The 20,692-nt window shown below is 52.5% G+C and carries 17 protein-coding genes and 3 tRNA genes; 17 read left to right on the top strand and 3 right to left on the bottom strand.

The features are described from left to right. Positions 1 to 22 precede the first annotated feature (22 nt). Positions 23 to 1,000, bottom strand: a complete 978-nt coding sequence (gene asd / locus LC431_RS11440; RefSeq protein WP_119261156.1) for an archaetidylserine decarboxylase — start codon at positions 998 to 1,000, stop codon at positions 23 to 25. Positions 1,001 to 1,182: 182 nt separating this feature from the next. Then, positions 1,183 to 2,220, bottom strand: a complete 1,038-nt coding sequence (rsgA, locus tag LC431_RS11435; RefSeq protein WP_013573755.1) for a small ribosomal subunit biogenesis GTPase RsgA — start codon at positions 2,218 to 2,220, stop codon at positions 1,183 to 1,185. Positions 2,221 to 2,346: 126 nt separating this feature from the next. On the opposite strand from rsgA, the gene orn reads away from it, so the two are divergent. From orn to LC431_RS11415, 4 genes are all read left to right on the top strand, one after another. Continuing rightward, positions 2,347 to 2,901 carry an oligoribonuclease gene (orn, locus tag LC431_RS11430; protein WP_013573756.1) on the top strand — a complete coding sequence of 185 codons (555 nt, stop codon included), beginning with the start codon at positions 2,347 to 2,349 and terminating at the stop codon, positions 2,899 to 2,901. A 184-nt stretch (positions 2,902 to 3,085) separates the two neighbouring features. Next, positions 3,086 to 3,161, top strand: a tRNA-Gly gene (locus LC431_RS11425). A 57-nt stretch (positions 3,162 to 3,218) separates the two neighbouring features. Continuing rightward, a tRNA-Gly gene (locus tag LC431_RS11420) sits at positions 3,219 to 3,294 on the top strand. A gap of 61 nt (positions 3,295 to 3,355) precedes the next feature. After that, positions 3,356 to 3,431 (top strand) — tRNA-Gly (locus tag LC431_RS11415). A gap of 314 nt (positions 3,432 to 3,745) precedes the next feature. Here the strand turns inward: LC431_RS11415 and queG are convergent. Next, the gene (gene queG / locus LC431_RS11410) at positions 3,746 to 4,900 is read right to left on the bottom strand and encodes a tRNA epoxyqueuosine(34) reductase QueG (RefSeq protein ID WP_013573757.1); all 1,155 of its coding nucleotides are present in this window, start codon (positions 4,898 to 4,900) and stop codon (positions 3,746 to 3,748) included. On the opposite strand from queG, the gene nnr reads away from it, so the two are divergent. From nnr to rnr, 13 genes are all read left to right on the top strand, one after another. Next, positions 4,899 to 6,413 (top strand): bifunctional ADP-dependent NAD(P)H-hydrate dehydratase/NAD(P)H-hydrate epimerase, encoded by a 1,515-nt coding sequence (gene nnr / locus LC431_RS11405; RefSeq protein ID WP_223509823.1) that lies wholly within the window; start codon positions 4,899 to 4,901, stop codon positions 6,411 to 6,413. The genes queG and nnr overlap by 2 nt on opposite strands. 10 nt (positions 6,414 to 6,423) lie before the next feature. Further along, positions 6,424 to 6,891: a tRNA (adenosine(37)-N6)-threonylcarbamoyltransferase complex ATPase subunit type 1 TsaE gene (tsaE, locus tag LC431_RS11400; RefSeq protein ID WP_013573759.1), complete on the top strand. Its 468-nt coding sequence runs from the start codon at positions 6,424 to 6,426 to the stop codon at positions 6,889 to 6,891. Between the two features lie 7 nt (positions 6,892 to 6,898). Further along, complete coding sequence (gene amiB / locus LC431_RS11395; RefSeq protein WP_119261158.1) at positions 6,899 to 8,665, top strand: N-acetylmuramoyl-L-alanine amidase AmiB; 1,767 nt, start codon at positions 6,899 to 6,901, stop codon at positions 8,663 to 8,665. A 31-nt stretch (positions 8,666 to 8,696) separates the two neighbouring features. Then, positions 8,697 to 10,616 carry a DNA mismatch repair endonuclease MutL gene (gene mutL, locus LC431_RS11390; protein WP_014411561.1) on the top strand — a complete coding sequence of 640 codons (1,920 nt, stop codon included), beginning with the start codon at positions 8,697 to 8,699 and terminating at the stop codon, positions 10,614 to 10,616. Next, complete coding sequence (miaA, locus tag LC431_RS11385; RefSeq protein WP_013573762.1) at positions 10,609 to 11,550, top strand: tRNA (adenosine(37)-N6)-dimethylallyltransferase MiaA; 942 nt, start codon at positions 10,609 to 10,611, stop codon at positions 11,548 to 11,550. The genes mutL and miaA overlap by 8 nt, the downstream gene beginning before the upstream one ends. Before the next feature lie 114 nt (positions 11,551 to 11,664). Next, a complete protein-coding gene (gene hfq, locus LC431_RS11380; RefSeq protein WP_013573763.1) occupies positions 11,665 to 11,973 on the top strand; it encodes an RNA chaperone Hfq in 309 nt (102 codons plus the stop codon). Positions 11,974 to 12,071: 98 nt separating this feature from the next. Further along, on the top strand, positions 12,072 to 13,376 hold the full coding sequence (hflX, locus tag LC431_RS11375; protein ID WP_013573764.1) for a ribosome rescue GTPase HflX: 1,305 nt from the start codon (positions 12,072 to 12,074) through the stop codon (positions 13,374 to 13,376). Between the two features lie 33 nt (positions 13,377 to 13,409). Then, a complete protein-coding gene (hflK, locus tag LC431_RS11370) occupies positions 13,410 to 14,708 on the top strand; it encodes an FtsH protease activity modulator HflK (RefSeq protein WP_013573765.1) in 1,299 nt (432 codons plus the stop codon). A 2-nt stretch (positions 14,709 to 14,710) separates the two neighbouring features. Continuing rightward, a complete protein-coding gene (gene hflC / locus LC431_RS11365) occupies positions 14,711 to 15,709 on the top strand; it encodes a protease modulator HflC (protein ID WP_013573766.1) in 999 nt (332 codons plus the stop codon). 97 nt (positions 15,710 to 15,806) lie between these two features. After that, positions 15,807 to 16,007: a DUF2065 domain-containing protein gene (locus tag LC431_RS11360; RefSeq protein WP_013573767.1), complete on the top strand. Its 201-nt coding sequence runs from the start codon at positions 15,807 to 15,809 to the stop codon at positions 16,005 to 16,007. 144 nt (positions 16,008 to 16,151) lie between these two features. Then, on the top strand, positions 16,152 to 17,450 hold the full coding sequence (locus tag LC431_RS11355) for an adenylosuccinate synthase (RefSeq protein ID WP_013573768.1): 1,299 nt from the start codon (positions 16,152 to 16,154) through the stop codon (positions 17,448 to 17,450). Positions 17,451 to 17,677: 227 nt separating this feature from the next. Then, positions 17,678 to 18,103 (top strand): nitric oxide-sensing transcriptional repressor NsrR, encoded by a 426-nt coding sequence (gene nsrR / locus LC431_RS11350; protein ID WP_013573769.1) that lies wholly within the window; start codon positions 17,678 to 17,680, stop codon positions 18,101 to 18,103. A gap of 41 nt (positions 18,104 to 18,144) precedes the next feature. Further along, on the top strand, positions 18,145 to 20,643 hold the full coding sequence (gene rnr / locus LC431_RS11345) for a ribonuclease R (protein WP_223509821.1): 2,499 nt from the start codon (positions 18,145 to 18,147) through the stop codon (positions 20,641 to 20,643). The last annotated feature ends 49 nt before the right edge of the window (positions 20,644 to 20,692 follow it).

Below are 20,692 nucleotides of genomic sequence, written 5' to 3'. Positions count from 1 at the left end.
TTTTCGTCTGTTCAGGGCGAACTTAATAATCTTTCGGGACTTGTGGTTCAGCCGTTGCCACACCAGCAGGTGTTTCTGTTGCTACAGGTACTTCTGTTGCTGGTGCTTGCGCGTCAGTTGTTGCGGGTGCCGCTGCGCGCAGCGCTTCAGCGAACGGTTCGCCCATGCGGGTCACGGTGCCATTGCTCAGATTCGGCATGAAGCGAATTTGTTTAGCGGCAAACAGGTTGATCACCGTAGAACCCAGTTTGAAACGGCCCATTTCCTGACCTTTTTCCAGCGCGATGGCACCTTCTTCGCCCGCCGCCGGATAGGTCCAGCGTTTGATAATGCCTTCGCGTGGTGGTGTGACACAGCCGGCCCAGACGGTTTCAATGCTGCCGACAATCGTTGCGCCGACCAGAATCTGCACCATCGGCCCGAATTCAGTATCAAAGACGCAGATGACGCGTTCGTTACGGGCGAACAGATTTGGCACATTCGCGGCGGTCAGCGGGTTGACGGAGAACAAATCACCCGGCACATAAATCATTTCGCGCAGCACGCCGTCACACGGCATATGCACGCGGTGATAATCCCGTGGTGCCAGATAAATGGTGGCGAACTGGCCGTCTTTGAACTGCTCAGCCAGCAGATAGTTACCCGCCAGCAGCGCTTCTAAACTGTAGAAATGACCTTTAGCCTGGAACAGCTTGCCATCGGTAATTGCCCCTAACTGGCTAACTGCGCCGTCGGCTGGCAGGCAAAGCATATCCAGACCGCTGACGACCGGACGTGCGCCATCGCGCAGCGGACGCACGAAGAATTCGTTAAATGTGGTGTAAGATTTGAGATCCGGGTTTTGCGCTTCTTTCATGTCGACGTTATAAAAACGCGCAAACGCTTTGATCACCCAATGGGTCAGCGTGGCCGCACGTTTGTCCGCGCCCCAGCCAGCAAGACGGGTCAGTCCTTGTTTAGGAAGTAAGTATTGCAGTTTGATTTTGATACTGTCCAGCACGGGGAAAACCTCTTGGATGGTATGAATGACCGGCGTTACCGGTCATTTTGCAGGAGACCCTGAAATCAGTTCAGGGTCACGCAGTGTTGTATGGCGGAGGATTGTAACGGGGTGAAATCAACGGTTCAACTTCCGTTAACCTCACCCGTTTGCCATTAACATGTTAATTCAATTAATTAGCATTACAGCGTGTCGAAGTTTTTACGTGTTTTTACGTCTTCCATGCTTTCCAGAATGCGGTGGTAGTTGTCGAAACGTTCTTCGGCTATTTCACCCCGGTCTACGGCGTCACGGATTGCACAGCCCGGATCGCTGCCGTGTTTGCAGTCACGGAATTTGCAGTAGCCAAGGAAAGGACGGAATTCGACAAAGCCCTGGGTGATTTGCTCTGGCGCAAGGTGCCATAAGCCGAATTCACGCACGCCCGGGGAGTCGATGACGTCGCCGCCATGCTGGAAGTGATACAGACGCGCTGCGGTGGTGGTGTGCTGACCCAGGCCTGAGTTATCAGAGACTTCATTCACCAGAATTTGTTTTTCATCCGGTGGCAGCAGGGCGTTCAGCAGGCTGGATTTGCCTACGCCTGACTGGCCGGCAAAAATACTGATGCGGTCAGTCAGCGCCTTTTCAAACGCAGGCATGCCTTCGCCGGTCTGGCTCGACACTTCGAGTACGCGATAATTGATATTGCGGTAGATATCCATCATGCCCTGAACGAATTTACGGCCTTCGTCGTCGAGCAGATCGATTTTATTGAGCACAATCAGCGGCTCAACTTCAACGGTTTCGCACGCCACCAGATAACGGTCAATAATATTGAGCGACAGCTCCGGCAGAATGGCGGAGACAATGACGATCTGGTCAATGTTTGCGGCAATGGGTTTGACGCCATCATAGAAATCAGGGCGTGTCAGAACGGAAGTTCGTTCGTGGACCGCCTCGACGATACCTTTCACACTGGTATTTTCCCCGGCGCGCCATACAACGCGGTCACCGGTGACCAGAGAACGGATGGTACGGCGGATATTGCAACGGTGCTGGCTGCCGTCGGCCGCTTCAACGTCCGCATGCATCCCGAAACGGCTGATGACAACGCCGTCCTGCGGTTCGCCATGCAGAGAATCGTCCAGCTCTTTTCGTTTGTCGGTCTGTGTCAGACGACGCTGATGGTTAGTCTGAACGCGACGTTGTTGCCCTTTAGACAGTTTTGACTTAGTCACTGCGCCTCACTTGACTGGCTTTAATCGCTCGGTGCGACCAAAACGACTATGATACCAGCTATTTTATAGTAATTGCCCGAATGACGGAGATCTCCGTCAACTCTCTACTTTGTAACAGGACACATCATGGCTTCAAATGACTCGAACTTAATTTGGATCGACCTGGAAATGACCGGTCTGGATCCTGAACGTGACCGCATTATTGAGATTGCCACGCTGGTGACTGACGCGCATCTGAACATTCTGGCCGAAGGGCCGGTGATGGCGGTGCATCAGTCTGATGCTCAGCTGGCGCTGATGGATGACTGGAATGTGCGTACGCACACCGGCAGCGGTCTGGTGGATCGCGTCAAAGCCAGCCCGTTTGATGACAATGCAGCCCAGCAAAAAACTATCGAGTTCCTGCGCGAGTGGGTTCCGGCGGGGAAATCGCCGATTTGCGGCAACAGCGTCGGGCAGGACCGACGTTTCCTGTTTAAGTATATGCCGGAGCTGGAAGAGTATTTCCATTACCGTTACCTGGATGTCAGCACGCTGAAAGAACTGGCGCGTCGCTGGAAGCCGGAAGTGCTGGCAGGTTTTAAAAAGCAAAATACCCATCAGGCCCTGGATGATATCCGTGAATCCGTCGCTGAATTAGCCTACTACCGCGAACATTTTATTAATCTCCAGAATAACTGAAATCTTTTTTATTGCGCTGCGGAGCACGAAATCACCGTGTTTCGCTGATTAATTCATCTCTTTGATGTTTTAATCGACACTTGAACGAAAAATTCATTTTTTTGCTTTCAGGGGCTTGCGGCTAAAAGGATTTCTCGTATAATGCGCACCCCGTACCGATGAAGAATTTCGTTGAGTGCGCAGAGCGGGAATAGCTCAGTTGGTAGAGCACGACCTTGCCAAGGTCGGGGTCGCGAGTTCGAGTCTCGTTTCCCGCTCCAAATTTTTAAGTTACGTAGATTCAAAGATCTAAGCCGTAAAAAGCAGTGCCATGCGACGCGGGAATAGCTCAGTTGGTAGAGCACGACCTTGCCAAGGTCGGGGTCGCGAGTTCGAGTCTCGTTTCCCGCTCCAAAGTTTCAAAGGCTGTACATTTATAGCAAATGCCAGTACAGCAGATGTCAGACATCTCAATGCGGGAATAGCTCAGTTGGTAGAGCACGACCTTGCCAAGGTCGGGGTCGCGAGTTCGAGTCTCGTTTCCCGCTCCAGTTTTCTTCTTCAGTTCAAAATCATTTCTTAACGCTTTCTTCCTGCATTTTCTGTGCATAAATGACGTGATCATTACACGATTTGTAGTAATGTTTTAAACAGACTTATCCACAGGTTTAGTTGTTTTTTTACACTGTCTGTTTTTTGCGCCCGCCATATTGCCAAAATATAACTTGTTGATTTAAATCAATATAAATTTATAAAGAAACGTTATGACGATCACTTGCTCTTTTTTTTGCACTTGATTGGCAAAGCATTTTTATTTTTATGCACAGAAAATATTGCTTTTCTAATGCATTGCTTTGGGGAATGGTTATGCATCCCTTGGCAAACCCTTTTCCACTGCGCGGATCAGGCGTTTTTGCTGTGAAGTTTGCACTTCTATCCGATGTTCATTCCTTCTTTCTGTCTGCTGTGCGATTGCCCAACTGATATGTTCATCCAGCAACGCATTTTCCCCTTCCCGCGACTGTAAGGCATTAAGCACGTCTTCCGAATAGGGCGCATTGCCCAGCGCCACTGCAATATTGCGCAGCCAGCGCAGATGTCCGATACGCCGGATCGGCGAACCTTCCGTGATACGCAAAAATTTTTCTTCCGCCCAGCTAAACAATTCAATCAGCTCTGGTGCATGCAGCGCGGCGCGCGGGCTGAAATCTTCTTCATCCGTCAGTTGCGAATAGCGATTCCAGGGGCAAATCAGCTGGCAATCATCGCAGCCGTAGATACGGTTACCCATCAGCGCGCGGAATTCTTCCGGTATTGCGCCTTCCAGCTCAATGGTCAGATAGGAAATACAGCGGCGGGCATCGACGGTATAAGGCGCAACAATGGCACCGGTCGGGCAAGTGGTGATGCAGGCCACGCACTTTCCGCATTTCTCTTCCTGCGGCTGATCGACAGGCAGGGGCAAATCAATCAGTAGTTCGCCAAGAAAGAACCATGAACCGGATTCACGGTTAAGAATGAGTGAGTGTTTACCAACCCAGCCAAGACCGGCTTTCGCCGCCAGCGGGCGTTCCATCACGGGGGCGGAATCGACAAAAGGGCGAAAGGTGACGGTCTGATCAGCATGTTCAGTACAATGCGCCTGAATCATATCGCCAAGTTTTTTCAGGCGCTGGCGCAAGACTTTGTGATAGTCACGTCCAAGGGCATAGCGGCTGACGTAGCCGAGTTGCGGATTATTCAGGATTTTGGCAAAGGCCGCTTTGGCGGGTAAATAATTCATGCGCACGCTGATCACCCGCAATGTGCCGGGCAGAAGTTCATGCGGCCGTGCGCGTAACATGCCGTGGCGCGCCATCCATTCCATCTCGCCATGATATTGTTTATCAAGCCAGTCTTGCAGTTTAGGCTCTTCGGCAGATAAGTCTGTATCGCAGATGCCAACTTGCTGGAAGCCTAGCGATTGGCCCCATTGCTTGATATGTTGAGCCAGTTGAACGAGATCGAGAGGGAGTGTCATGACGAACCAACGTGAAAAACGAAACGAGGCGAGTTTACCACATTCTGTGTTTTCTGCTGACTGGCTGCGACAGGCTGAACGCCAGGCGGCGCAGGAAACGGGGATTTCTCTGTTTACACTGAAGCAACGTGCGGCAAAAGCCGCTTTTTTACTGGCGCAGCGTGAGTTTCCGCAAACCCGCCACTGGCTGATTTTGTGTGGCCACGGTAATAACGGTGGTGACGGTTTTGAAGTTGCGCGTCTGGCGAAAACTGCAGGCATAAGCGTGACGCTGCTGGCCGTGGCAGGCAGTAAGTCGCTGCCAGAAGAGGCAGAAACAGCGCGGCAGGATTGGCTGAAAAGCGGCGGCACGGTTAACCCTGCGGACTTTGCATGGCCGCAGAACGCTGATCTGATTATCGATGGTTTGCTTGGCACCGGTTTATCTTCCGCGCCGCGAGCACCTTATGACGGGCTGATTGAAGCCATTAACTCGGCGTCTTTGCCTGTCATCTCTTTAGATATCCCTTCCGGTCTTGATGCGCAAACGGGTCAGACTGCGGGGAAGGCGGTTCACGCCTCGCATACGATCAGTTTCATCGCCCTGAAACCCGGTTTACTGACCGGGCAGGCGCGCGACTACACCGGCAAATTACACTGCGATGCGCTGGGGCTGGAAAGCTGGCTGGGCGGGCATCTTGCTCCCTTACAACGGTTGGATGCGTCACAATTAGGCGCATGGCTGCACCCGCGTCGCCCTTGTTCTCACAAGGGCGAACACGGGCGTTTGCTGGTAGTGGGCGGCGATACCGGTTTTGCGGGGGCGATCCGCATGGCTTCGGAAGCCGCGTTGCGAAGCGGGGCCGGACTGGTGCGAGTACTCACTCACAAAGAAAATACCGGACCGTTACTGACCGCGAGACCTGAGCTGATGGTGGAAGAACTCACCGCAGAGTCGCTCGATGAAGGGCTTGAATGGGCGGATGTGTTAGTTATCGGCCCCGGTCTGGGTCAGAAAGAATGGGGCAAACAGGCGGTAGAACGCGCAGAAAATTGGGATAAACCGGCCTTATGGGACGCTGATGCGCTTAACCTGCTGGCAATCAATCCGCGGAAACGGCAAAATCGTGTGCTGACGCCCCATCCGGGCGAAGCGGCACGTTTGCTAGGTTGCAGCGTGAACGAAATTGAAAGTGACCGCTTACTTTCAGCGAAGAAACTCACGGAGCGATATGGCGGCGTGGTGGTGCTCAAAGGTGCCGGCACTCTGATTGCCAGTGAGCGTGGCGAGATGGCGGTCGCGGATGTCGGCAATGCCGGTATGGCATCCGGCGGCATGGGCGACGTACTTTCTGGTATTATCGGCGGCCTGCTGGCTCAGAAACTGAATAGTTATGATGCGGCCTGCGCGGGCTCAGTAGTGCATGGTGCTGCCGCAGACGAAATTGCCCACCGGCAGGGAACGCGCGGTATGCTGGCAACTGATCTTTTAGCGGTGATTGCCCCGTTAGTTAATCCAGACCTGAAGAAATAGATATCACTGAATGAATCAACTTAATATCTCTTTACCCGACGAAGCGGCAACGTTGCAACTAGGTGCTTCCCTGGCGAAAGCCTGTGAAGGTTCAACGGTTATCCATCTTTATGGCGATCTGGGAGCCGGTAAAACAACCTTTAGCCGGGGATTTCTTCAGGCATTAGGGCATCAGGGCAATGTGAAAAGCCCGACCTACACGCTGGTTGAGCCTTATCAGCTGGAAAAGATTGCCGTGTATCATTTTGATTTATATCGCCTTGCTGATCCGGAAGAACTGGAGTTTATGGGGATCCGCGATTATTTCGCACAGGACGCTATTTGTCTGGTGGAATGGCCACAGCAGGGGGCAGGTGTGTTGCCAGAACCGGATATTGAACTGACGCTGGATTATTCCCTGACCGGTCGCACCGCGAAGCTGGTGGCGGTTTCTGAATCTGGCATAAAATTGCTGCATCGTGTTCAACAGCAAGGATGATCACGCGATGAACTCACGTTTTACCTCTCTTTATATTTCAGCCGCGATGTTGTTATCGACGCTGATATTGTTTGCTGTGCTCGCCTCACCGGTTTTTGCAGCAGGCATGAAAAACATCAATGTTTCCAACGGTGCCACGCAATCTACCGTTACGATTACATTTGATGGCTCACCGGATTACTCTTTTTTCCCTCTGCACAACCCTGAACGCGTAGTGATGGATATCCGTCAGGACGGCGTGATGAAAGGCTTGCCGTTGAATTTCAACGGTCAGAATCTGGTGACGCGTGTGCGTGCCAGTACGCCGCCCAATGCGCAGAGTCAGCGTCTGGTATTTGAACTGAATCAGAAAGTCAGAACCAACGCCACTAAACAAAAAGACGGCGGCCAGTACACCGTGGTGCTGACCATGAACGCCTCTGCTCCGGCACGTCAGCGTGCACCGGTTGCCGTGGCGACCAACACGCCATCGCCAAATGCGGGCAAAATGATTACGCCTTCCGAAAAATCAAACCCGTTTACCAATGATCAGACTAAAGTCGTAGCTACTACGGTGGCGCCGGATAACTCACGCTCTTCTACCGTGTCGACCAGTGACAGCAGGATAATTGTCGCGATTGACGCCGGTCATGGCGGGCAGGATCCGGGCGCAATTGGCGCGGGCGGGCTGAAAGAAAAAAATGTCACCATCTCTATCGCCCGTAAATTACAGGCGATTCTGAATGCCGACCCGATGTTCCAGCCGGTCTTGACCCGCGACGGTGATTACTTTATTTCCGTCATGGGACGTTCCGATGTGGCGCGTAAGAAAAACGCTAATGTGCTGGTTTCCATTCACGCAGATGCCGCGCCAAGCCGCAGCGCGCGTGGTGCATCAGTCTGGGTGCTGTCGAACCGTCGTGCTAACAGCGAAATGGGTAACTGGCTGGAGCAGCACGAGAAACAATCAGAACTGCTCGGCGGCGCCGGGGATGTGCTGGCGAATACCGCTTCAGACCCGTATCTCAGTCAGGCAGTGCTGGATTTACAGTTCGGTCATTCACAACGTGTGGGTTATGACGTCGCGACCCGTGTTCTGCGCGAACTGCGATCCGTTGGCTCTTTGCATAAAGCGAAGCCTGAGCACGCCAGTTTAGGCGTGTTGCGTTCGCCGGATATTCCTTCCCTGCTGGTGGAAACCGGCTTTATCAGTAATTCAACTGAGGAGCGGCTGCTGGGCAGCAGCGCGTACCAGGATAAAATTGCGAGGGCTATCCACATCGGCCTGCGTAATTATTTCCAGTCGCATCCGATACAAAACGGCCCAAAGGTCGAAAACCGTCCGCTGCTGGCCTCATCAGCAGCGGCGGCAGACAGTAGTGCGACAACCCGCTCTGCCGTGAGTCAACCGGGTCCGATTGAAGTGACTGCCGGGGCAGCCGGTGCCACGCAGATCCATAAAGTGACACGGGGTGAAACCCTGACCGGGATCGCGAACAGCTATGGCACGACAAATGCGGCACTGCGCGACCTCAATAAGTTGAAAAAAGACGGCGTCTGGGTCGGCCAGCGATTGAAAGTCCCTGCGGGAACCCGCACATCTTCAATAGCCGCAGCACCGGATTCGACAGCAAAAACGGCGAAGAAACCCGCGAAACATAAAGTGAAACGCGGCGATACGCTGTCGGCGATCGCCAGTAAATATGGTGTCAGCATGAACGACATCAGAACCGCAAATCATATGAAGTCTGGCGAGGTACAGCTCGGCCAAACCTTAACTATTCCACAGTCATAGGCGGGAATAACCGTCTGCCACAGGAGCCGCTATGCCGATCAAGGTACTGCCGCCGCAACTTGCTAACCAGATAGCAGCGGGCGAAGTTGTCGAAAGACCGGCTTCCGTGGTGAAGGAACTGGTGGAAAACAGCCTTGATGCGGGCGCGACGCGTATTGATATTGATATCGATCGCGGTGGCGCCAAGCTTATCCGCATTCGCGACAACGGCTGCGGGATTGGCAAAGACGATCTGGCGCTGGCGCTGGCACGTCATGCCACCAGTAAAATCACCTGTCTTGATGATCTGGAAGCAATCCTGAGCCTCGGATTTCGTGGCGAAGCGCTGGCCAGTATCAGCTCGGTATCGCGCCTGATTCTGACATCGCGCACCGCAGAGCAGAATGAAGCCTGGCAGGCCTATGCCGAAGGACGGGATATGGCGGTGACGATCAAACCGGCGGCGCATCCGCAAGGCTCGACGGTTGAAGTGCTGGATCTGTTTTACAATACGCCCGCCCGCCGTAAATTCATGCGTACTGAGAAAACCGAATTCACCCATATCGATGAAGTTGTCCGGCGAATTGCGCTGGCGCGCTTTGACGTTTCCGTCAATCTCAGCCACAACGGCAAACTCATCCGTCAGTATCGCGCGGTGAAAGACCGTTCACAGTTCTCCCGCCGTCTGGCCAGTATTTGTAGCCCGGCGTTTGTCGAGCACGCACTGGAAGTGGAATGGAGCCACGGTGATCTGGCGATCCGTGGCTGGGTCGCCGATCCGGCGGGTTCGCGCAGTCTGACAGATATGCAGTATTGCTATGTGAACAACCGCATGATGAAAGATCGCCTGATTAATCACGCGATCCGCCAGGCGTATCAGGATCAGCTCAAAGATGATCAGCAGCCCGCGTATGTGCTTTATCTGGATGTCGATCCGCATCAGGTGGATGTGAATGTGCATCCGGCAAAACACGAGGTGCGTTTCCATCAGTCGCGGCTGGTACATGATTTTATTTATCAGGCGGTGATGTCCGTATTGCAGCAGGCCGGGGCACCCGTTCTTGACGAGCCACAGCTTCAGGAAGATACGCCGCGCTGGCAGCAGGAAAATCGTCAGGCGGCGGGTGGCAATCATTTCTCGCAGCCGGCAGAACGCAAAGTGCCGGCATCGCGGGAAAACAATTCCCCGCGCGAAAATGTGTTTCCTCAAACTGCCCGCGCCAGCCAGCCACGTGAATCTGCTTATCGCAGCACGGAACCTGCTTACAATCCTTCAGAAAGCAAAGCTTACGGACGTTTGTTGCAGCCCGCGCCGGAGTCGTTTTCCTTACAGGAACCGGCACCTGCTGTGGCACAGCCCGCTAAGCCCGCCGTTTCAGTGGCCCGTACACTGACGGAACCGGCGCTGGAATCGCACAGCCAGAGTTTCGGGCGCGTTCTGACGGTATGTTCCGCGGAATATGCGTTACTTGAGCGCGGCAAACAACTGGTGTTGCTGGCGTTACCGGTGGCCGATCGCTGGCTGAAATGGGCGCAGCTGACACCACCCGAAGAAGGATTGCGGCCGCAGCCGTTATTAATTCCGCTGAAGCTGACAATGCAGAAAGAAGAGACCGCCGTGCTGGCGCGCCATCAGGCGTTATTACAGCATTTTGGTTTAGAAATGCTCAGTGAGTCACAGCGTGTGACGGTTCGCGCGGTACCTTTACCATTACGCCAACAAAATTTACAAAAGTTGATACCTGATCTGTTAGGTTACCTTGCTGTTCAGCAGGAGGTGACTTCTGATGCGGTAGCTATGTGGTTTGCCCGCCACTGCGGCTGCGAGCATGAGGTCTGGACGATTTCGCAAGCCATACAATTACTCACGGATGTTGAGCGTCTTTGCCCGCAATTGGTGAAATCGCCCCCGTCCGGCCTTCTGCAACCTCTTGATTTACAGTCCGCGCTGGCGGCTTTTAAGCATGACTGATTCTGAAAACAACGCACTTCCCCCGGCAATCTTTATTATGGGGCCGACCGCCTCAGGTAAAACAGCATTGGCGATGTCGCTGCTGAAACACCTGCCTGTCGAGCTTATCAGTGTCGATTCCGCCCTGATTTATCGCGGGATGGATATTGGCACGGCGAAACCCACGGCAGAAGAGCTGGCTGAAGCACCGCACCGGTTGATTAATATTCTTGACCCGACGGTGGCTTATTCGGCGGCTGACTTTCGTCGAGACGCATTACGCGAAATGGCAGAAATAACCTCGCGCAATAAGATCCCGTTATTGGTAGGTGGGACTATGCTTTATTTCAAGGCATTGCTTGAAGGTCTTTCCCCTTTGCCACCTGCTGATCCTGTCGTGCGCGAGCGTATCGAAAAGCAGGCTGCAGAACAGGGTTGGGAGGCGTTACATGACCAGTTGCGCAAAATAGATCCCGTTGCGGCTATGCGAATTCATCCGAATGATCCGCAGAGACTGTCCAGAGCACTGGAAGTTTTTTTTATTTCGGGTAAAACTTTAACGGAACTGACTAAAATTTCGGGTGAAACATTACCCTATCGCGTACATCAGTTTGCGATTGCGCCGACCCGCCGGGAATTATTACATGCGCGGATCGAGGAACGTTTTAGTCAGATGTTGTCCAATGGTTTTGAAGACGAAGTCAGAACGCTGATAGCCCGGGGCGATTTGCATACAGATTTGCCTTCCATTCGTTGTGTGGGTTATCGCCAGATGTGGTCATATTTGTCTGGTGAATTCGATTACGATGAAATGGTTTATCGTGGTGTTTGCGCGACACGACAGCTGGCCAAACGTCAGATGACCTGGTTGCGAGGTTGGGAGAGTGTCGAATGGCTCGATTCTGAGAAGCCAGAAGAGGCCTTAAACCGTGTAATTCAGGTTGTTAGTGCATAGGTTGGGTGATTGTGTACAATTGATCAGTACTCAGCGCGCAAATTTTTTATGTGATTTATTTTCGAGCCGATAGGCTCAAAGTTACAAACAACAAACTAATAAGGAAAAGATAGAATGGCTAAGGGGCAATCTTTGCAAGATCCGTTCCTGAACGCATTGCGTCGTGAACGTGTTCCGGTTTCTATTTACTTGGTGAATGGTATTAAGCTGCAAGGCCAGATTGAGTCTTTTGACCAGTTTGTCATTCTGTTAAAAAATACGGTTAGCCAGATGGTGTATAAACACGCTATCTCCACCGTAGTGCCTTCCCGCCCGGTGTCACACCATAGCAATAATCCAGGTTCGGGCAGCACCAACAATTATCACCAAGGTAGCACTCCGTCTGCGCAACAGCCGCAGCAGGAAAACGATGACGCTGAATAAAGCGCAACGTTGGTCAACCACGAAGGGGTTCATAAGTATTCCGATTATGCTTATGCACCCCCGGCTGGCGAATTTTTCCCAAATGAGAGGTCGCAAGCTTGTTTGACCGTTATGAAGCCGGTGAGCAGGCCGTACTGGTTCATATCTATTTCTCGCAGGACAAAGACACGGAAGACCTGAGCGAATTTGAATCGCTGGTATCTTCTGCAGGTGTAGAGGCGTTGCAAGTCGTCACCGGGAGCCGCAAGGCACCGCACCCAAAATACTTTGTCGGTGAAGGAAAGGCCCAAGAAATCGCAGATGCCGTCAAAGCAACGGGCGCCTCTGTCATCCTGTTTGATCACGCCTTGTCTCCCGGCCAGGAAAGAAACCTGGAAGCCTTATGCGAATGTCGAGTTGTCGACCGCACCGGATTGATATTAGATATTTTTGCCCAGCGGGCCCGAACACATGAAGGTAAGTTACAAGTAGAACTGGCGCAATTACGCCACATTGCTACCCGACTGGTTCGCGGCTGGACGCACCTTGAGCGGCAGGGCGGCGGCATTGGCGCGCGTGGCCCAGGTGAAACCCAGCTCGAAACTGACCGCCGTTTGTTGCGGGACAGAATCACTTTGATCCTCAGCCGTCTTGAAAAAGTGGCTAAGCAGCGTGAACAGGGGCGTCGTTCACGCGTTCGTGCGGATATTCCGACGGTGTCTTTGGTTGGGTATACCAACGCCGGGAAATCCACACTCTTTAACCGTATTACTCAGGCCGATGTCTACGTGGCCAATCAGTTGTTTGCTACGCTGGATCCTACGCTGCGCCGTATTATAGTGGCAGATGTCGGGGAGACGGTTTTGGCGGACACCGTAGGGTTTATTCGTCACCTGCCCCATGATTTGGTTGCGGCTTTTAAAGCAACGTTGCAGGAAACCCGACAGGCATCTCTGTTACTCCATGTGATTGATGCAGCGGACATCCGTGTTCAGGAAAATATTGACGCGGTGAATACGGTGCTGGCAGAGATCGAAGCAGATGAAATTCCTGCGCTGTTAGTGATGAACAAAATAGATATGCTGGATGACTTTGTTCCGCGTATCGACCGCAACGAGGAGAATTTGCCGGTCAGGGTCTGGCTCTCAGCCGTGACAGGTGAAGGTATTCCGTTGCTTTTCCAGGCATTAACGGAGCGACTCTCTGGCGAGATTGCGCAGCATGAATTGTGCTTACCGCCGGAAGCAGGCCGACTTCGTAGCCGTTTTTACCAGCTTCAGGCCATTGAAAAAGAATGGATTGAAGAGGATGGCAGTATTGGTCTGATGGTGCGAATGCCCATCGTTGACTGGCGTCGCCTCTGCAAACAAGAGCAGGAACTGGAAAGCTATGTCCGCAACCAGAGTCTGTCTGATTTGGCCTGAAGAACACCAATCATAGAATAATGGAGCTATAACATGGCGTGGAATCAGCCCGGTAATAACGGACAGGACCGCGACCCCTGGGGCAGCAGCAATAATAATAGCGGCAACTCTGGTGGAAATTCTGGTGGAAATAACGACAACAAAGGCGGCCGCAATCAGGGGCCACCTGATCTGGATGATATCTTCCGTAAGCTCAGCAAAAAGCTGGGGGGCTTCGGTGGAAAAGGTTCAGGCAACAACAATAACAGCAACAATGGCGCACCAACGGGTTCCGGTCATGGGATGAGTGGTGGCCGGATTGTTGGCATCGCGGTCGCAGCGGTGGTGGTGATCTGGGCAGCAACGGGTTTCTATACCATTAAAGAAGCCGAGCGTGGCGTTGTGACCCGTTTTGGTAAGTTCAGCCATCTGGTTGAGCCTGGCCTGAACTGGAAACCGACCTTCATCGATCAAGTTCGTGCAGTAAACGTAGAATCGGTACGTGAACTTGCTGCGTCTGGTGTAATGCTGACGTCTGATGAGAACGTTGTGCGCGTTGAAATGAACGTGCAGTATCGCGTGACGGATCCTGAAGCTTATCTGTTCAGCGTCGCCAACCCTGACGACAGCCTGAGCCAGGCGACTGACAGCGCATTACGTGGCGTTATCGGCAAATACACGATGGATAAAATCCTGACGGAAGGCCGTACTACCGTGCGTAGCGATACCCAGCGTGTACTGGAAGAAACTATTCGTCCGTACAAAATGGGTATTACCATTCAGGACGTCAACTTCCAGACCGCGCGTCCGCCGGAAGAAGTGAAAGCTTCCTTCGATAACGCGATCGCCGCCCGTGAAAGAGAACAACAGTCTATTCGTGAAGCAGAAGCTTACGCGAACCAGATTCAGCCTCTGGCAAACGGTGAAGCACAGCGCTTACTGGAAGATGCTAAAGCCTATAAAGATCGTACGGTTCTGGAAGCGCAGGGTGAAGTGGCCCGTTTCTCCAAACTGTTACCTGAATATAAAGCCGCGCCGGAAATTACCCGCGAGCGTCTGTATATCGAAACCATGGAAAAAGTCCTCAGCCACACCCGTAAAGTGCTGGTGAGTGATAAAGGGAATAACCTGATGGTCTTGCCGCTGGATCAAATGCTGCGTGGAAATAACGCAGCAGCCAACGACACCAGCAAAAATGATGAAACAGGTTTGTTGCCTTCCGTTCCAGGTTTAACCAGCAGTAACAGTAAAAGCAGTGCCGATAACAGCAGTTCCCGTTCGTCTGGCAGTGTCATGGACCAGCGCCGTGCAAATGCACAGCGTGACGATACACTTCGCGTAGGGAGAGAATAACAATGCGTAAGTCATTTTTACTTATCGTCGTTGTGGTGCTGGTGGCGCTTTATGCTTCACTGTTTGTTGTTCAGGAAGGTCAGCGCGGTATTGTGCTGCGCTTTGGTAAAGTCCTGCGTGACAGCGATAATAAACCGCTGGTGTATGCGCCGGGCCTGCATTTTAAAGTTCCATTCGTGGAATCCATTAAAATGCTCGACGCGCGTATCCAGACCATGGATAACCAGGCTGACCGCTTCGTCACCAGCGAGAAGAAAGACTTAATCGTCGATTCTTACCTGAAATGGCGTATCAGTGATTTCAGCCGCTACTACCTGGCAACAGGCGGTGGTGATGTATCTCAGGCAGAAATTCTGCTGAAACGTAAATTCAGTGACCGTCTGCGTTCTGAAATTGGTCGTCTTGATGTGAAAGATATCGTGACCGATTCCCGTGGCCGTCTGACGCTGGATGTGCGTGATGCCCTGAACACCGGTAGCGTAGGCGATGAGCCTGAAGCGACAACAGAAGCCGATGATGCGATTGCCTCTGCAGCAAAACGTGTTGAGCAGGAAACCAAAGGTAAACAACCTGCGGTGAACCCGAACAGCATGGCGGCATTGGGGATCGAAGTGGTGGATGTACGTCTGAAACAAATCAACTTGCCGGAAGAAGTGTCCAGCGCGATTTACGATCGTATGCGTGCTGAGCGTAATGCGGTGGCATTGCGTCACATCTCTCAGGGTAAAGAAGAGGCGACCAAAATTCAGGCTGCTGCGGATTACGAAAGAACCCGTACCGTTGCTGAAGCAGAGCGTACTGCCCGTATCACCCGCGGTGAAGGAGATGCCGAAGCGGCGAAACTGTTTGCTGATGCGTTCAGCCAGGATCCTGACTTCTACGCATTCATCCGTAGCCTGCGTGCTTACGAGGCCAGCTTTAAGAGCGGCAACGACGTCATGGTGTTAAGCCCTGACAGCGATTTCTTCCGCTTTATGAAGTCACCTGAAAAAAATAAATAATTGCTTCTGCAATTTCCAAAAGGCCCTTCAGGGGCCTTTTGTCTTTTCTGAAATCCTTCTTTCTTTTAGGGAAGGGGTGCAATGAGAACGATTCATCATGAATGCGACAATCTGGCTGGCGCTGGCATTAGTTTTGGTTCTTGAAGGCCTGGGGCCGATGCTTTATCCAAAAACATGGCGAAAAATGATCCTCTCGCTGGCGAATCTTCCGGACACGGTTTTACGCCGTTTTGGTGGGGGTCTTGTGGTCGCAGGCTTCGTAATTTACTACATGTTGCGTAGTCGTCTGGGTGGATGAGGGTTTGTTACGCCGGGCTTGTCACGTCTCGCTGAGACCGGTAGCACGCAATTAAAATTTTTCCCGCAAACGTGTGCTAAAAGTGCTGGAAAGCACAGAATGAGATGTTAGAATCCTTTTTTAAGCAACCTGGTGATTCTTGAGATGGGTAAGAACGTCGTCGTACTCGGCACTCAATGGGGTGATGAAGGGAAAGGCAAGGTCGTAGACCTGCTTACTGAACGGGCTAAATATGTTGTGCGCTATCAGGGCGGTCACAACGCCGGTCACACTCTGGTTATCAACGGTGAAAAAACCGTTCTTCATTTAATTCCTTCTGGCATTCTGCGTGAAAACGTGACCAGCATCATCGGCAACGGTGTTGTACTGGCGCCTGACGCGTTGATGAAAGAAATGGGCGAACTTGAAGCTCGTGGCATCCCTGTACGCGAACGTCTGTTACTGTCTGAAGCTTGCCCGCTGATCCTGCCTTATCATGTCGCACTCGACATGGCGCGCGAAAAAGCGCGTGGCGATAAAGCGATCGGCACCACCGGTCGTGGCATCGGCCCGGCTTATGAAGATAAAGTAGCCCGTCGCGGTCTGCGCGTAGGCGATCTCTTCAACAAAGAAACTTTCGCTATCAAGCTGAAAGAAATCATCGAATACCATAACTTCCAGCTGGTGAACTACTACAAAGTAGAAGCCGTTGATTTCCAGAAAACGTTGGATGATGTGATGGCGATTGCCGACATCCTGACCGCAATGGTTGTTGACGTCTCTGAGCTGCTGGATGGCGCGCGTAAGCGTGGCGATCTGATCATGTTCGAAGGCGCGCAAGGTACGCTTCTGGACATCGACCACGGGACTTATCCGTACGTAACCTCTTCCAACACCACTGCTGGCGGCGTTGCTACCGGTTCAGGTATTGGTCCACGTTATGTTGATTATGTGCTCGGCATCGTGAAAGCCTACTCTACCCGCGTGGGTGCAGGTCCGTTCCCGACTGAACTGTTTGATGAAACCGGCGAGTTCCTGCGCAAGCAAGGTAACGAGTTTGGCGCGACCACTGGCCGTAGCCGTCGTTGTGGCTGGCTGGACATCGTGGCTGTACGTCGTTCTGTGCAGATCAACTCCCTGTCTGGTTTTTGTCTGACTAAACTGGATGTGCTGGACGGTCTGAAAGAAGTGAAGCTGTGTGTCGGTTACCGCATGCCTGATGGCCGTGAAATGACGACTACACCGCTGGCTGCTGAAGGCTGGGAAGGTATCGAGCCAATCTACGAAATCATGCCCGGCTGGACCGAAACCACCTTTGGGGTGAAAGAAGTCGAAAACCTGCCGCAGGCAGCGCTTAACTATATCAAGCGTATCGAAGAGCTGACTGAAGTGCCGGTTGATATTATCTCTACTGGCCCGGATCGTAGCGAAACGATGATTCTGCGTGACCCGTTTGATGCATAACAGTCAGAGCTGATTGTGTAAAAACGTCATAACCGGGCAAAATTGCCCGGTTTATTTTTTTCTGAATCCCTTCACTTGTTTACTTTCCATAAACCATCCACTATCTAAATGATTAGCTGCAAAGTTCGCGGCTGGTTTATCATCAAAGTGTCATAATAAACAATCATCTTCACCCTGTTGTCATTGCTGGTGTGGAAAGACCGGGTAATAGCTACCCAGAGGTATGTGTGCAGTTAACGAGTTTTACTGATTATGGTTTGAGAGCGTTGATTTATATGGCTTCGTTGCCTGACGATCAGATGACCAACATTTCGCAGGTCACCGAGGTTTACGGTGTATCGCGCAACCACATGGTGAAAATCATTAATCAGTTGAGCCGTGCTGGTCTGGTCACTGCCGTTCGCGGAAAGAACGGAGGTATTAAACTGGGCAAGCCCGCAGAGACCATTCGCATTGGCGACGTGGTGCGCGAACTGGAACCTCTTTCGCTGGTCAATTGCGCCAGCGACTTTTGTCACATCACGCCTGCATGCCGACTAAAACAAGTCCTGCACACTGCTGTAGAACATTTTCTTGATGAGCTGAATCAGTACACTCTGGCCGATATGGTCAAAGACAACTCAACGCTCTATAAATTATTGCTTGTTGAATGAAAGACTTTCAACAAACTGCTGATGACAACGGAGGAACCGCTATGTCACAAGATCCATTCCTGGAACGAGAAGCAGAAAAATACGAATCACCTATTCCCAGCCGTGAATTTATTCTGGAACATCTCGCGAAACGTGAAACCCCAGCCAGCCGGGAAGAAATTGGTAACGAACTGAATCTTTCCGGAGAAGAAGCGCTGGAAGCCCTGCGTCGCCGTTTGCGCGCCATGGAGCGTGACGGCCAGTTAGTCTTTACCCGCCGCCAGTGCTACGCGCTGCCGGAGCGTCTGGACTTGCTTAAAGGCACGGTTATCGGCCATCGTGATGGTTACGGTTTCCTGCGCCTGGAAGGCGTGAAGAAAGACGATGTGTATTTGTCTGCTGAACAAATGAAAATGTGCATCCACGGTGACGTGGTCCTGGCACAACCAGTTGGAACCGACCGTAAAGGCCGCCGTGAAGCGCGCATCGTGCGTGTTCTGGTGCCTAAAATGAGCCAGATTGTGGGCCGTTACTTTACCGATGCGGGTGCCGGTTTTGTGGTACCCGACGACAGTCGTCTAAGCTTTGATATTCTGATCCCGGCCGATGCCATTAACGGCGCACGCATGGGATATATGGTGGTGGTCGAGCTGACACAGCGTCCGACCCGCCGTACCAAAGCGGTCGGTAAAATCGTTGAAGTCCTCGGCGATAAAATGGGCACCAGTATGGCGGTAGATATCGCCCTGCGTACCCATGAAATCCCGCACGTCTGGCCGCCACAGGTTCTCAAACAGGTCGAAGACCTGAGCGAACAGGTGCCGGAAGAAGCGAAAAAAGGTCGCGTGGATTTACGCAATCTGCCGCTGGTCACCATTGATGGTGAAGATGCCCGTGACTTCGATGACGCCGTGTACTGTGAGAAAAAACGTGGTGGTGGCTGGCGCCTGTGGGTGGCAATCGCCGACGTGAGCTATTACGTCCGTCACGGCACCGCGCTGGACGATGAAGCCCGCAGCCGCGCTACGTCGGTGTATTTCCCGTCACAGGTTGTGCCGATGCTGCCGGAAGTGCTGTCTAATGGCCTGTGTTCGCTGAACCCGCAGGTAGACCGCCTGTGTATGGTCTGTGAGATGACTATCTCCGCGCAGGGCAAACTGACCAGCTCTAAATTCTACGAAGCCGTGATGAGCTCTCACGCGCGTCTGACATACAACAAAGTCTGGCGCATCATCGAAGGCGACCCGGAACTGCGCGAGCAATATTCGCCGCTGGTTAAGCATCTGCTTGAACTGCACACCATGTACAAAGTGCTGGATCAGGCGCGTGCAGAACGTGGCGGTATCGCGTTCGAAACCGAAGAAGCGAAATTTATCTTCAATGCTGAGCGTCGTATCGAACGTGTCGAACCGACCGTACGTAACGATGCCCACAAACTGATCGAAGAGTGCATGATCATGGCGAACATTGCTGCGGCGCGTTTTGTTGAAAAACATAACGAACCGGCGCTGTTCCGCGTGCATGACCGTCCAAGCGATGACCATATCTCCGCGCTGAAAAGCGTGCTGGGTGAATTGGGTCTGGTGATGGGCGGCGGCATGAAGCCTGAGCCGAAAGATTATGCTCAGATCATGGATGAACTGGCCGATCGTCCTGACCGCGAAATGCTGCAAACTATGTTGCTGCGTTCAATGAAACAGGCGATTTACGATCCGGAAAACCGTGGCCACTTTGGTCTGGCATTGCCTTCTTACGGGCATTTTACGTCGCCAATCCGTCGTTATCCGGATCTGGCATTGCACCGCGCGATCAAGTATCTGCTGGCGAAAGAGCACGGCACGTTGAAAGATCGCTGGACGCCAACCGGCGGCTGGCACAGTGATTACGAAGATATGTTGCAACTCGGCGAGCATTGTTCGATGGCAGAACGCCGCGCGGACGAAGCCACCCGCAACGTGGCGGACTGGCTGAAGTGCGACTTCATGCAAGATCATGTGGGTGAAGTCTTCACCGGCATTATCGCCAGTGTCACCGGCTTTGGCTTCTTCGTCCGCCTCAACGATCTGTTCATCGACGGCCTGGTGCACGTGTCATCGCTCGACAATGATTATTACCGTTACGATAACATCGGTCAGCGTCTGGTGGGTGAATCCTCCGGTGCGGTTTATCGCCTGGGCGATACGGTAGAAATTCGTGTTGAAGCCGTGCATATGGACGAACGTAAAATCGATTTCGCGCTGGTTTCAAGCACCCGCAAAGCACGGGGTGAAGGCAAAACCGCGCGTGACCGCGCGAAAAAAAGTGGCGAACGTACCATGCGTTCTGCCGCGCCAGCTAATGCTGGCCGTCGCCGTACTGCTAAGAAAAACGTGAATTTTGAGCCGGACAGCGCGTTCCGCAAAGATGACGCAAAACCAGCCAAACCGAAGAAAGAGAAAGCGGTCAGTGCTGTGGGTAAAGACGGTAAACCGAAGAAAGCCAAAAAGCCTTCTGACAAAACTGCAAAAATTGCGGCGGCCACCAGAGCCAAGCGCGCGAAGAAAAAGCAGTCTGACAGCTAGTCCTTTCTGACGATTCTTCTATGATAGAATCGTCTGTAACCTTACTAAA

It is taken from the genome of Rahnella sp. GSA61A, from assembly GCF_019969905.1.
In the GTDB taxonomy this organism is placed as follows: Bacteria; Pseudomonadota; Gammaproteobacteria; order Enterobacterales; family Enterobacteriaceae; genus Rahnella; species Rahnella aceris.
Note: the sequence above shows the minus strand (reverse complement) of the source record. Positions and strands in the feature narration are given on the sequence as shown.

Excerpts from the sequence above, each read along its gene's own strand:
- hflK (WP_013573765.1), top strand. The coding sequence starts at position 13,410 with ATGGCGTGGAATCAGCCCGGTAATAACGGACAGGACCGCGACCCCTGG.
- amiB (WP_119261158.1), top strand. The coding sequence starts at position 6,899 with ATGAACTCACGTTTTACCTCTCTTTATATTTCAGCCGCGATGTTGTTA.
- LC431_RS11355 (WP_013573768.1), top strand. The coding sequence starts at position 16,152 with ATGGGTAAGAACGTCGTCGTACTCGGCACTCAATGGGGTGATGAAGGG.
- nnr (WP_223509823.1), top strand. The coding sequence starts at position 4,899 with ATGACGAACCAACGTGAAAAACGAAACGAGGCGAGTTTACCACATTCT.
- queG (WP_013573757.1), bottom strand. The coding sequence starts at position 4,900 with ATGACACTCCCTCTCGATCTCGTTCAACTGGCTCAACATATCAAGCAA.
- LC431_RS11360 (WP_013573767.1), top strand. The coding sequence starts at position 15,807 with ATGAATGCGACAATCTGGCTGGCGCTGGCATTAGTTTTGGTTCTTGAA.
- orn (WP_013573756.1), top strand. The coding sequence starts at position 2,347 with ATGGCTTCAAATGACTCGAACTTAATTTGGATCGACCTGGAAATGACC.
- hfq (WP_013573763.1), top strand. The coding sequence starts at position 11,665 with ATGGCTAAGGGGCAATCTTTGCAAGATCCGTTCCTGAACGCATTGCGT.
- mutL (WP_014411561.1), top strand. The coding sequence starts at position 8,697 with ATGCCGATCAAGGTACTGCCGCCGCAACTTGCTAACCAGATAGCAGCG.
- miaA (WP_013573762.1), top strand. The coding sequence starts at position 10,609 with ATGACTGATTCTGAAAACAACGCACTTCCCCCGGCAATCTTTATTATG.
- rnr (WP_223509821.1), top strand. The coding sequence starts at position 18,145 with ATGTCACAAGATCCATTCCTGGAACGAGAAGCAGAAAAATACGAATCA.
- tsaE (WP_013573759.1), top strand. The coding sequence starts at position 6,424 with ATGAATCAACTTAATATCTCTTTACCCGACGAAGCGGCAACGTTGCAA.
- hflC (WP_013573766.1), top strand. The coding sequence starts at position 14,711 with ATGCGTAAGTCATTTTTACTTATCGTCGTTGTGGTGCTGGTGGCGCTT.